Raw genomic sequence first — 14,185 nt, forward strand, 5'->3', positions numbered from 1 at the left:
ATATTATACTTGCATCATTCGTGCATCTTCTAAAAATTTCTTCAACCCATTATCCGTTAATGGGTGCTTTAATAATCCTTCTATTGCCGAAAGAGGTCCCGTCATTACATCTGCTCCAATTTTTGCACAATTCACCACGTGCATTGTATGTCTTACTGAGGCTGCCAGGATTTCTGTCTGAAAACCATAATTATCATAAACCTGTCTGATTTCCTGAATCAATACTAGACCATCTGTGGATATATCATCTAATCGCCCAATAAATGGAGAAACATAAGTCGCTCCTGCTTTTGCAGCTAATAATGCTTGACCAGCAGAAAAAACCAAGGTGCAATTTGTTTTTATACCCTTATCCGTAAAATATTTTATAGCTTTAATACCATCTTTGATCATGGGTACTTTTACGATGATCTGAGGATGTAATGCTGCTAATTCCTCACCTTCTTTTATCATTTCATCGAATGCAGTCCCTATGACCTCTGCAGAAACATCTCCATCTACGATATCACATATATTACGATAATGATTTAATATATTTTCTTTACCACTCACACCTTCTTTGGCCATTAATGATGGGTTTGTTGTAACTCCATCCAAAACCCCTAATGATTGAGCTTCTTTAATCTGATCTAAATTTGCGGTATCTATAAAAAATTTCATGTATTTATCCCTTAAACTTTATACTGCCTTTTGTTATCATCCTACAAAATATGATAGGATTGTAATCACTACTAATACCAATACAACTGATAGTATAATATCTGATAGTGAAATACTTTCTTTATTCTCTATTTTATGTTCTTTTGTTAACGTACCGAAAGACAATCCACTAATTGCAGTATAACTTGGTGGATTGGTTACCAAACTGACAGTAATACATATCATCACAGAAATTATAAACATAAAAATCGCCATATGCGCAAAGTTTATGGTAGCAAATTGATATGCTATTCCTGATAAATTATCTTTAAATATTTCTGCTGTAATTCTGAATGCAGCTATGACCAAACCAGAAAACAAGGTTACTATGGCTGCTTTAGCATTTACTCTCTTCCATAATACACCTAAAAGAAATACTGCGGTAATTGGAGGTGCGATGTAAGATTGTACACTCTGTAAATATTGGTATAAAACTCCTCCACCAATTCTTTCCATAATAGGTATCCAGATAATCCCCATTATTACCATGATTACTGTAGCTAGTTTTCCCACGTTGAGTAATCTCTTTTCAGCAGTATAAGGTTTCAATTTCTTATAAATATCAATCGTAAAAATTGTAGAACACGAATTAAATACTGAGGCCAGGGAACTCATTAATGCAGCCATCAATCCTCCTGCTACTAATCCTTTAAGCCCTACTGGCAGAAGTGTTTTTACTAAAATAGGAAATACTTCATCTGCTTTTTCGTATGTTAACACTCCTTGTTTAGCTAAAGCAAATGCTATAATACCTGGAATTAAGAATATAAAAATTGGTAAAATCTTAAGGTACGCACCAAATATCGCTCCTCTCCTTCCTATTTTAATATTATTTGCCGCTAATGTACGCTGAACGATATACTGATCCGTACACCAATACCATATCCCAACTATTGTACCTCCAAACAGTAAGCCTGTCCAGGGAAAATCGGGATCACTGATTGGTCTCCACATATTAAAATGATCAGATCCTACGGTTTCTTTTAATGTACCCCAGCCACCAACTTCCTGCAATCCTAAAACTGTAATAATAACTGAACCTGCAATAAGAATAATGGTTTGTAATGTTTCTGTGTAAATCACAGCTTTCATTCCACCTATTACAGTATAAATACCTGTGAATACTACAATTCCTATTGCCCCATACCAAAATGGTATCCCGATTAATTCTGAAACTACAATTCCTCCAGCATAGATTGTAACGGAGACTTTGGTAATCACATATCCTACCAACGAAAAAACAGATAGAAACCATCTTGATCTACTATCGAATCGTTTCTCCAGAAATTCAGGCATGGTGAACACCTTACTTCGCATATAAAAAGGAAGAAATAACCATCCCAGTACCAAAACAATCCAGGCATGCAACTCATAATGGGCCATTGGCATTCCTGATTCTGCTCCGGTTCCTGCTAATCCTACCACATGTTCTGAGCCAATATTAGAAGCAAAGATAGAGGCACCAATAACAAACCATCCTACGTTTCTACCTGCTAAAAAGTAATCTTCGGTATTTTTGTTTTTTTTCAGAACTACCCATACCGCAACTCCAATAAGCGCTGCAAAGTATAATCCTAAAATCCACCAATCCCCTGCTTCTAATATTGAATTCATATTCTATTATTATATATATTGATTAATTATATTTTCAAAAAGTTCTTGTTTTCCACTTTGTAATGATAACTCGCCATTCTCTTGAGCAATCGCGTAAAGATCCTTCAGGTCTAATTTTCCTTCTTCAAAAGCCTTTCCTTTTCCTGAATCAAATGAGCTGTAACGCTTTTGTCTCAAACTATCATATTGTGAAGAAGAGATAATCTTTTCTGCAGTAATCAAAGCCCGAGCAAATGTATCTGCTCCTCCAATATGTGCTAGAAAAACATCTTCCATATCTGTAGAATTCCTTCTAATTTTAGCATCAAAATTAACACCTCCGCCCTGAAGACCTCCTGCTTTTAAGAATACCAGCATAGCTTCAGTAACTTCCTGAATATTGTTAGGAAACTGATCCGTATCCCATCCATTCTGGTAATCCCCACGGTTAGCATCTATACTTCCTAACATTCCTGCTCCCGCAGCTACTTCAATTTCGTGCTGAAATGTATGTTGAGCTAATGTTGCGTGATTAACTTCGATATTAATTTTAAAATCTTTATCTAACCCATATTCTCTTAAGAAGCCAATAGAGGTAGCAGTATCAAAATCATACTGATGCTTAGAAGGTTCCATCGGTTTTGGTTCAATAAAAAAAGTACCTTTAAAACCTTGGCCTCTTGCATAATCTCTTGCCATAGTTAAGAATTGAGCCATATGATCCAATTCTCTTTTCATATCGGTATTTAATAAGGTCATATAACCTTCTCTTCCACCCCAGAATACATAATTTTCTCCATCCAAAGCTATGGTAGCATCTAAAGCTAACTTTACCTGTCCACCAGCCCTCGCTAATACATTAAAATCAGGATTGGTAGCGGCACCATTCATATAGCGAGGATTAGAGAAGCAATTTGCTGTACCCCACAGAAGTTTTACTCCAGATTCTACTTTTTTTTGTTTTATATAGTCAACAATAGTTACTAATCTTTTCTCAGATTCAGCAAATGTTGGAGCCTCCTGTACTAAATCGTAATCATGAAAGCAGAAGTAATCAAATCCCATTTTAGTTATAAACTCAAAAGCTGCATCTGCTTTATCCTTGGCTGCCTGAATTGGATCTGAAGATTTATCCCAGGCAAAATTTTGAGTCCCGGGGCCAAAAGGATCTGCTCCCAAACCACAGAAGGTATGCCAATATGCTATGGCAAACTTAAAATGTTCTCTTAGAGTTTTACCAGCTACTACTCTTTCCGGATCATAATATTTAAATGCCAAAGGATTATCTGAACCTGCACCTTCAAATTTTATATCATCAATCCCCTTAAAATATTCTGTATCTACGATTAAGGCCATATCTTATTTATTTTTTAAAATTCTATTTAATTCTCTTTTCCAATTTTTATATGCTTCTTTATAATCTTCCTGGTTTTGGAGCGGATGGTAGGTCATTACATGATCATTTTTGGTGATCATTGTACCAAAATCCTTAAATGTACCATCTGCCAATCCAGATGCTCTTGCAGCTCCTACCGCTCCAGTGGTATTATAAATTTCAATTTCTTGATTAATTAATGTTGCTACTGTATTAGAGAAAATCTCTGACCGAAAAAGATTATCATTTCCTGCTCTTATGACTTTAATTTCGGTTCCATCACGTTTCAAGATTTCCATCCCATATACGAATGAAAATGCAATTCCTTCCAGAGCAGCTCTAAAAATATGTGATCTTATATGTTTGTTAAGGTTTAGATTACAGATATGCGTTCCTAATGTTTTATTGTCAAACATTCTTTCTGCCCCATTACCAAAAGGTATAAGTTGTAAATTATTAGAGCCTATTGACACTTTTGAAGCAAGCGAATTCATAGTTTGATATGAATTAGTCTCTAGGTTAAGATTATTCTTGAGCCACCTATACTGAATCCCTGCACCATTAATACATAAAAGTTTTCCTATACTAGCTTTTTGGTCTTTGTGATTTACGTGAGCAAAATTGTTAATCTTTATACCTTCTTTTACAGAAAGGTTATCAGTTACTGCATAGATCACTCCTGATGTTCCACCAGTCGCTGCAACCTCTCCTGGGTTAAACACATTTAGAGACAACGCATTATTAGGCTGATCACCAGCTCTGTATAAAATAGGAATTCCTTCTTTTAATCCACTTTCTTCAGCTCCTTTGGGTGATAATTCTGATTGACTACTAAAAGTATCTACGACTTCAGGTATCAAATCTGAATCAACATCATAATGTTTTAATAACCATTCTGCGGGTTTGCCTTCTTTAAAATCCCACAAAATTCCCTCGGACAGACCTGATCTTGTCGTATTAATAATATTAGTAAACTTATATGCTATATAATCTCCGGGAAGCATGAACTTATGAATTCTATTATAGTTTTCAGGCTCATTATCTCTTACCCATTTCAATTTTGAAGCAGTGAAATTAGCAGGAGAATTAAGCAAATTGGTCATACATTTTTCCTCTCCAATTTCTTCAAAAGCTTTATTACCTATTTCTACCGCTCTACTGTCACACCAAATAATTGAATCTCTAATTAACCTTCCATTTTTATCTAATAATACCAAACCGTGCATTTGGTACGAGATTCCGATTCCTTTAATTTGATTTGGGTTAATTGTATTCTCTTTAAGTAACCTTTTTGAAGCTTTACAAACATTTTTCCACCATAAATCCGGATTTTGTTCTGCCCAATCTTTCCGAACAGAAACAATATCCATTTCTTCTTCAGGTTCACTTATCGAAGCAATCGATTTACCTGTATTAGTATCAACTAATGCGGCTTTTATTGAAGAGCTCCCTATGTCGAATCCTATATAATACATTGTGTAATTTAATTCTAGTGTAAAAGTTCTATTTCTTATTCTAAAACAAAACTTTATACATAAATATCATCGAAAATTGTACTGTAATGTTTTCGTAAATAACCATAAGATCAAGATTATCAACATCTAAACCCAATAAAAAGGGAGCTATTCTCAAATACGTAAAGAAAACCTCCCTTTTGCTAAAAACAATTGACTGGCTTTTATTCAAACACTATGTTTACTTAAATATTAGTTCTTCTGGTATACTCGGATATAATCTATTATTAAGAAGTCCGGATAATCAGAAACTAATGGTGCCACTGGTAAATTTCCTCCAACTGAAAGATTCATTAGCAGATAAAACTCATCATTAAATGGGTAAGGTTGTCCTCCTGTTTGAGCCGGGGTAATAGAATGATATTCTACATCATTGACTAGCCAAGTAATTTTATTTTCTTCCCACACAATTGAAAACACATAATATATCTTATCAAAGTTCTCTGATGTCGCACTATATTTTTTAGAATTAAATCTTCTGTTATTAAAATCAACCCCATAATGAGCTGTCCCAAAAACTTCGGTTTGATCTTCTCCCAGGTATTCCATAATATCTATTTCTCCTCCATTAGGCCACCAAGCTGATGGATCATTAATAGTGTAATTATGATTAAGAAGCCATAACGCTACCCATGAACCTTTAGCAGAAGGCATACTAGCTCTTATATCAACACGCCCATACTGAAATTCAAACTTATTATCAGTATGTATTCTTGAAGAGGTATAATCTAGCCCTCCCATACTTTCTGGTCTAGCAGCAATAACTAAATTTCCTTCTTCGAAAAACAAGTTTTTACTACTATTCGTATAATACTGAAGCTCGCTATTGCCCCAGAAACATAAATCCGGACAACCGTTCCCTAGATGATATGACCATTTTTCTGAAGACAGAGTTTCTTCATTAAATTCATCACTCCATACCATATTATAGCCTTCATATGAATTGGGTGCATCGAATCCACTTGTTGGAATCACAACTCCAGTAGAACAGCTTGAACAACTACTCCCTCCACAATCTATACCTGTTTCAGTACCATTTTGGATCCCATCACTACAAGTTGCTTGTGGGGTGGGACTATCATCGCCAGAAGAACATGCTATACTTAGAACTCCAACCACGATGTAAACAAAAAAATATGTATTAACTCTTATCATTAATTAATGGATATTAAAATCAAAGAAGAAGGTCTTTCTCCTTTGACAATTTATTACTTATTGAAAAGGCACAAAATCCTTTACAAAAAACTCTCCAGCTACTGTATGACCGCTTCCTCCAAATCTTAAAGTAAATGTATCATAAGTTCCATTACTAGGTAATAATGTCCCCGATCCTGCAGCAGCTGCATTTATGCCATCGAATTCTAACGTAACCCAAGTATCGAACTCTGTTACGGTTTGAGAGATAATGGTCCATCTCTCAAAGAAGTTAGGGTTATCATCGTGCAATATTAACTCAACTGTTGGGGTTAACGCTCCGGAGAAATCTTGTCCTGATGGAATATATACATCAATTTTAAACTTAAAATATTCTGAAAAATCAATTGGCATATCTTGAAACTGGAATTTAAAGTCTTCAAAACCTCCAAATCTTCCATCATCTGGTCTGTATACTCTAGCAACACCGTCATCGCTTCCCGCAGGGTCTGCTACTCCATATGTTACATCTACCCCTTGCCCATACGCACTACCATCAGAATTAACAGTCCTTGGTTCTAAATTAAGACCTGAAGATGCATCAGCCGCTTCGAACGTAAAATATCTAGGTAATCCACTAGATGATAAAGCATCTGCTCTAGGAGTTCCCGGCGCAACAAAACTTGTAGTCGGTTTAAAATCTTTTATATAAAACTCTCCTCGTTCTTGATGACCATCTCCTCCAAAACGCAATGTAATATTATCATAATTATTACTCACAGGTAATAGTATACCGGTATCCGCGGCAGCAGCATTCTCTCCATCAAACTTCAAGGTTACCCATGAGTCAAAATCCGACTCATCAACTGTAACAGTAATTATAGTCCATCTCTGCCAGAAATTTCCATCTACATTATCATGTAAAATCAATTCTACTTTGGGTTGTAAAGAACCTGAAAAATTGTTTGAGGAAGGAATGTAAACATCTAAGGTAAACTTATGATATACAGAAAAATCAATTGGTTGGTTAGAAAATTGAAATTTAAAATCTTCAAAACCACCAAATGGTCCATTCTCTGGTCTAACCACAAAACCTACGGCATCATCACTGCCTGCCGGATCACTCGCCCCATAAGATATAGTTACGCCTTGGCTGTAAGCCGAACCATCAGGGTTAGAAGATCTAGGAGTAATCACTTTACCTGATTGTGGTTCTCCAGATTCAAATGTATAATAATAAGGTAATCCACCTGTTGCTAATTCATCAGCTCTCGGGGTAGCATCGGCACACTTGCTACTACAAGGCCCTCCACAATCTACACCTTCTTCTCCTTGGTTCTGAATACCATCAGTACAGCTTGGACAGGCAACACCACTACCACCACCACAGTCTACTCCAGTCTCATCCAGGTTTTGGATACCATCATGGTAAGAAGGAAGTACTTGAAAATTAAATTCTGCACTATCGTCTTCACAAGAAGCAAGTAATAATAAGCCCAGAGTAAAAACTCCTAACTTAAAAAGTGATTTTATTTGAAATATATTTTTCATTTTAATTTGTTTAATATTATTAGTATCCAGGATTTTGTTCCAACATCCCTGGAGGGTAAACATCAATCTCTACTTGAGGAATTGGTAACAATTCATCTCTTCCTATGGTAAAAGTTTTTCCTACTGCATCAATAGCTTGTTTAGCATCACCCCATCTCACTAAATCCGAAAATCTATTCCATCCCTCAGTTGCTAACTCTCTTCTTCTTTCATCTTTGATTCCTTGTAAATCATATGCGGGAGCAGCAGAGTTACCTGGACCATAAGCTCTATCAATTACCTGCTGAAATGATGAAGAACCATCACCGCCGCCACCCATCAGAGATGCTTCAGCATGCATTAATAATATATCTGCATAACGCAATACTTTTTCATTTAAAGGAGATTGAAAAGGAGAAAGTAAACCATCTACTTCTTCAAAGGTTAAGAAGAACTTTCTACTCATTGCATCGTTTCCTATAGCAAAAGGGAAACTAGCTGGTGCCGGATCCCAACCTCTTGCTTCTAAACCTGGGGAAAATGTTCTAGATCCTGGTAAAATAAAAGTTGCTTCTTTTCTGGAATCACTGTCGTCAAAAAACTCTACCAGAGTTCTTCTGGGTAACATATTACCAAATGACTCATAACTATCTATAAACATGAACATAAACTTCCAGGAACCGGAGCCTTCTTGTATAGGTGTTGGTGTTTCAAAACCACCTCCGACTAAACCATCTACATAATTAATTTCAAAAAGCGATTCTTTCCCGAATTCATTATTTAACTTAAAGTTATCTCCAAAATTCTCTTCTAATGAATATCCATGAGTCATGACTTCCTCTGTAAGCCTCACTACATCTGAATACTCTCCTTGATATAAATGCACTTTTGCTAAAATTCCTAGAGCTGCTCCCGAAGTAGCTCTCCATTGATCAGTTTCTCCTTTCATAGGTAATACATCAGCTGCATCTCTTAGATCATTTTCAATCTGAGTGTATACTTCTGCTGTTTTAGACCTAGGTTTAAACAACTCATCTTCTGTACTAGTAATTGGTTCGGTAAAAAGTGGAACTCCCCCAAAAAGGCGAACTAACTCAAAATAGTACAACCCTCTTAAAAACTTTGCTTCACCAATAATTTTATCCCTTAAACCATCCGTTTCGAAATTTGGAAATTCATTGGCCAATTTAATTGTAAAGTTAGCCCTTGCCACTCCCTGATACCATTTACTCCATACCCCTGCGACACTAGCATTGGTTGGCAAAATCGTATTGAATTGATCAAAATTGGCACCAATAGCCCAGAAAGCCGCTTGTTGAGAATGCTCATCATCAGATCGTATACTTTGAAACATCTGAGGAAATGTATGCGCCCCATTTACAAATTGCCACTGTAGAGGGTCATATACAGAAGTTAAAGATCCTAGAACGTCTTTTTCTGTATTAAATGCATTATCCGCGGTAATTTCTGTAACAGGTAATTTATCTAAAACATCATCTGTATTACAAGAAGCCGCTGCAATAAGAACAGCTATTAAAGCAATACTGCTCTTTATCCATTTTAATTGATTGAACTTTTTCATTTTCAATGCTATATTTTAAAAGTTAAATTCGAATCCTAGTAAAAATTGTCTTGCCTGAGGGAAGAATCCTCTATCTATACCAATATCTAAAGAACTATCAATGGTATTTTCTCCTATTTCAGGATCAACCCCATCATAATCAGTAAATGCAAATATGTTTTGACCCGATACATAAATTCTTACTTTCTCAGCGCCAATAGCACTTATAGCACTTTCTGGAAGACTATATCCTATTGACACATTCTTTATCTTTAAATAAGAACCATCTTTTACGTGAAAGTCTGATACCAAATTTTCACCATTAGTTAAGCTGGTTGCTGCTATATTTCTTGGTGCTCCGGCTTCTGCATAAGAAACTGGTCTATTAGAACCAATTGCATCATAGCGAATAGTAGCATCAAAAATGTCATTTCCTTGAGAACCAAACAGAAAAGCTGATACATCAAAACCTTTATAACTAGCTCCGAGATTAATACCATATGTATAATCCGGGAATGGATCTCCTATAAAAGTTTTGTCACCGGCATTAGGTATAGTTTTATCGTTACCACTTCCGTCTAAATCCGCAAACACTAAATTTCCAAGCGCATCAACTCCTTCAACTTTAAATCCATAAAAACTAGAAATAGGCTCACCAACAGTTGTTAATGTAATATTATCTGCAAATAATGGTGCAGTGAATCCACCTCCAATAGCCTGACCCTCATTACCAAGATTGGTTACTTCATTTTCATTAAACCCAACATTTACTGAAGCATTCCAAGAGAATCCACTTGTATATGTATTTCTATATGATAATAATATTTCTAATCCTGAATTCTTTACACTACCAACATTTACAACCGAAGGATTTAATCCTGAAGTTAATGGGGTATTAGCAGCTAATAAAATATCAGATGTTTCTTTATCATAATATTCTACTGTCAACGCTAAAGAATTATTAAAAGCATTTAGATCAAAACCAAAATTAATCTGCTCCAACTCTTCCCATTTTAAGTCTGGGTTTGCTAAACCAGTAAGAACTCTTCCTTGTGCTCCTCCGTACCCAGCTGCTGTACTAACGGCGGATTGATAAGCTAAAGCTCGGGGTGATGTATCATTACCACTAATACCCCAGCTAGCTCTAAGTTTTAAAAGATTAATAGTATTAGAATCTCGAAGAAAGTTCTCTTCAGAAATCACCCAACCTGCAGAGGCAGATGGGAACCAACCGGAACGGTTATTTTCTCCAAAATTAGATGATCTATCATTTCTAAGCGTAGCGCTTAATAAATATTTTTCATTATAGTTATAATCTATTTTTCCAAAATAGGAAACCAATCCAACTTCTTGAACTCTTAATGGTGAAACTAATGCATCCGTAATATCTGTAGATAAGGCAAAATTAACATCATCAAAATTATTTGTCAAAAACTCACCAGGGTCTGATACCAAACTACCATTGGTTAAGCTTCTTTCTACAACTTCATACCCTCCCAGAACTTTTAAATAATGATTTTTATCAGCTAAACCTCCAAAAAGATAATCCGCAGTCCATCCATATTGTCTGTTTGTGAACTCCGTGCTAAACTCTGAATAGTTTCCAAACGGACCACTGTTAAATATCTGACTAGGGATTGATATTGTAGGCACAAAGCTTCTATTTAAAGCTGATAGACTAAAAGATGAATAGGTTGCCGTAAGCTTTAAATCTTTAAAAGGTTCCCAGTTTAAAGCCCCTCCTAAAACAGAGATATCTTGCTCTGCTTGGTTATTCTGTATATCAATACTCCAAATAGGGTTAGTTACCGCTCCTAATACATTAAGAGGCACACCTCTATAGGATGGATTAGGGTTTTGTCGTCCTGGATTAAAAATTTCTCCATCTTCTGCAAATACAGGGTAAATTGCAGGAATTGCGGTAATAAAATTCATCAGTGCATTACCAGGACCTCCATTATTTTCACTTAAAAAGTAACGATCAACTTTCTGATAATCTGCTGATAAACTTACACTAAGATTATCAGTAATATCAGCGTTTAAACTACCTCTTATATTACTTCTGTTAAATTCAGATTTTCCTTCTCCTCCTACAATCCCTTCTTGATCAAAAACTCCTCCGGATACAGCGTAGGCTATTTTTTCTCCTCCATCGGTAAGAGATACATATATATCTTGTACCGGTGCGTCATTAAAAAGCACATCATACCAATCCGTATCTGGTAACAATGCACTCTCTTCATCTGTAAAAGCACCTCTAAAACCCTGTGCTAGATCACCTCCGGCAGCTGCTACTCCAGCATTATAGTAATCAATGTATTCATCTTTATTCATTAAATCAGGCTTATTTCCCAAGCTCTGAATACCATAAAATCCTTTAACAGTAATATCTGGTTTAGATTTCCCTTTTTTTCCTTTTTTAGTTTCAACCAACACAACACCATTACCTCCTCTAGACCCGTAAATCGCTGCGGAAGCTGCATCTTTCAGAATAGATATCTTACTAATATCATTAGGGTTAAGATATTCTAAATTAGGAACTTGTAAACCATCTACAATATAAAGTGGAGATGAACTATTAGGTGAACCCACTCCACGTATTCTTACTGTAAGCGGTGAACCTGGTGAACCTGATGTTTGTGACACTACAACTCCCGGTGCGGTTCCTTGCAAAGCCCCTTCAGCTCTCTGAATTGGTAATTCTTCGATTTGATTTGGTGAAATTGTTGAAATTGCTGTTGACAGCGTTTTCTTATTCTGTACCTGACCATAACCTAAAATCACAACTTCACCTAAAGCCTCTGCATCAGATTGTAATTGTACATCTATTGTTGTTTTTCTATTAACCAAAACTTCTTTGGTCTGGAATCCCAAATAGCTAAATACCAAAACAGCACTTGGGTCTATATTGTTTATTGTATATTTTCCATCAAAATCTGTAGATGTCCCGTTGGTTGTTCCTTTGACAATTACATTCACTCCCGGAACTGGCATCCCCCTGTCTTCTGTAACTGTCCCTGAAACACTCTGGGAATAGCCCTGACTAATCATCATGAAGATTCCTAAGTAAAAAAACTTCAGAAAGTTATTTTTCATAAGACTGCTTTTAAAATGTTAAAAAAATAGTATTAAAAATGAGTATCTCGTAAAATTTCACTTGTCTAAATTAATTTTTATGAAATCTCATTCAAAAAAAGTTTGGAATATAGCACTTAAAAACAGTAAAAAAAGTATCGTAAGGATTACATTTTTCGAAATAAAAAAATACACATAAACAACTAAAGTACAGTAGATTAAAGCATAAATACAAATACAAATACGTATTTTTCTCAAACGTTTAAGTAAATTTCAAGATACTTCTTTAGGCTAGGAAACGTTTGATGTTAGATAAATAGAAACATAAAAAAATATAGATCTAATCTAGTACCTAATTTGTAGAAAAATAATTGGCAAAGATTATTATTACCTCATCACTCTACCGCCTTTTTGGAATTCCCTTTGAATTCCTGCAACAATATCAGCTTGATAAATTGTTTTTTTACTCGCTTTTAAAGTACATAAACAAGCATATTGAACTATGTTCATAATCTCTGCTCCCGATAATCCATATCGCTGGGCAATCTGAATAAGATCTACTTCTGAATGCAGGCGAACTTTAGAAGGAAAAGCTTTTTTCCAGATTTGTAATCTTTCAGACATTTTAGGAAGAGGAAAATGAATTATAGATTGAAAACGTCTTACGAAGGCCTCGTCTATATTACTTTTTAGATTAGATGCAAGAATTACTAAACCATTATAGTTCTCTATTCTTTGTAATAAATAAGATACTTCTTGATTGGCATATTTATCGTGTGCGTCTCGAACATTGGTTCGTTTACCAAATAAGGCATCTGCTTCATCAAAAAACAAAATATTCTCCGTTTTTTCTGCTTTGGCAAGAAGGTTTGCTAAATTTTTCTCTGTTTCACCAATAAATTTAGAAACCACCATAGAAAGATCTATTTTATATACATCTTTACCAGTATGCTTACCTAACAAAGAAGCCGTTAACGTTTTTCCGGTACCTGGTGGACCATAGAATAAAGCTCTATATCCTGGTTTAAGTTTTTTATACATCCCCCACTCATGAAGCAATGTATTTCCGTGTGTAATCCAAGTTTGCAACTCCTGGATTTGTGAATGTGTTTCTTCGTTTAATACCAAATCATCCCAGGTCATTTCGGTTTCTATAATCTCTGCAGGAAACTTCATGCTGAATGCAGGCTTACTTACTTTCCCTAATATGAACAATTCGGCATATTCTGATGATAAAACAATCTTACCACTCATTTTTGGCTCTCCTTCAGGAGGGTCTTCCAGCCAAAGAATATGATTTTTTGCAAAAAAATGTTCAGAATTAAAAACACCTTGAACTTCTTTTCTTTTTTCAAAATCATTCTCTGCTATAAGAAACGAAGCTGTCTCTCCTGTTGGTAGAAATCCTCTAAAATTCTTACCACGAACACCTCCTAGTTTTGGAAAATCACCAGTAGATTGTAATTTATTCTGAATAACAGCATCCAGAAAACCACTATCTACATGTGGGCTTAGAGCTAGAAGTAATATTGTTTTTTCAGTATCAGTAAGGTTTGCCTCTTTAATTATATCTGGCACTATTGTCTCCCATTTGCCAAATACAGGTATTTCTTGTTTTAAGTTTTTGTTTTCATTATTAAAATAACTATCAAGACGATGTTCTATTAATTCTTTTAGATAATTGAATTCTGTACTGGCACTCAT

General features: G+C 35.4%; 9 protein-coding genes. All 9 read right to left on the reverse strand.

Translation table 11 applies throughout. The features are described from left to right. Positions 1-3: 3 nt before the first annotated feature. Positions 4-660: a fructose-6-phosphate aldolase gene (gene fsa / locus J8M14_RS00710; protein ID WP_211072427.1), complete on the reverse strand. Its 657-nt coding sequence runs from the start codon at positions 658-660 to the stop codon at positions 4-6. Positions 661-696: 36 nt separating this feature from the next. Next, positions 697-2,313: a sodium:solute symporter gene (locus J8M14_RS00715; RefSeq protein ID WP_211072428.1), complete on the reverse strand. Its 1,617-nt coding sequence runs from the start codon at positions 2,311-2,313 to the stop codon at positions 697-699. Between the two features lie 9 nt (positions 2,314-2,322). Beyond that, positions 2,323-3,648, reverse strand: a complete 1,326-nt coding sequence (gene xylA / locus J8M14_RS00720; RefSeq protein ID WP_211072429.1) for a xylose isomerase — start codon at positions 3,646-3,648, stop codon at positions 2,323-2,325. A gap of 3 nt (positions 3,649-3,651) precedes the next feature. Beyond that, positions 3,652-5,142 carry an FGGY family carbohydrate kinase gene (locus tag J8M14_RS00725; RefSeq protein ID WP_211072430.1) on the reverse strand — a complete coding sequence of 497 codons (1,491 nt, stop codon included), beginning with the start codon at positions 5,140-5,142 and terminating at the stop codon, positions 3,652-3,654. A gap of 231 nt (positions 5,143-5,373) precedes the next feature. Next, positions 5,374-6,336 carry a glycoside hydrolase family 16 protein gene (locus tag J8M14_RS00730; RefSeq protein ID WP_211072431.1) on the reverse strand — a complete coding sequence of 321 codons (963 nt, stop codon included), beginning with the start codon at positions 6,334-6,336 and terminating at the stop codon, positions 5,374-5,376. A gap of 57 nt (positions 6,337-6,393) precedes the next feature. After that, positions 6,394-7,866: a hypothetical protein gene (locus J8M14_RS00735; RefSeq protein WP_211072432.1), complete on the reverse strand. Its 1,473-nt coding sequence runs from the start codon at positions 7,864-7,866 to the stop codon at positions 6,394-6,396. A gap of 19 nt (positions 7,867-7,885) precedes the next feature. Continuing rightward, complete coding sequence (locus J8M14_RS00740; protein ID WP_211072433.1) at positions 7,886-9,427, reverse strand: RagB/SusD family nutrient uptake outer membrane protein; 1,542 nt, start codon at positions 9,425-9,427, stop codon at positions 7,886-7,888. 15 nt (positions 9,428-9,442) lie between these two features. Continuing rightward, positions 9,443-12,502 (reverse strand): TonB-dependent receptor, encoded by a 3,060-nt coding sequence (locus J8M14_RS00745; protein ID WP_211072434.1) that lies wholly within the window; start codon positions 12,500-12,502, stop codon positions 9,443-9,445. Positions 12,503-12,868: 366 nt separating this feature from the next. Then, positions 12,869-14,185, reverse strand: coding sequence for an ATP-binding protein (locus J8M14_RS00750; RefSeq protein WP_211072435.1), 1,317 nt, complete (start codon positions 14,183-14,185; stop codon positions 12,869-12,871).

Source organism: Aquimarina sp. MMG016, assembly GCF_018100805.1.
GTDB lineage: Bacteria > Bacteroidota > Bacteroidia > Flavobacteriales > Flavobacteriaceae > Aquimarina.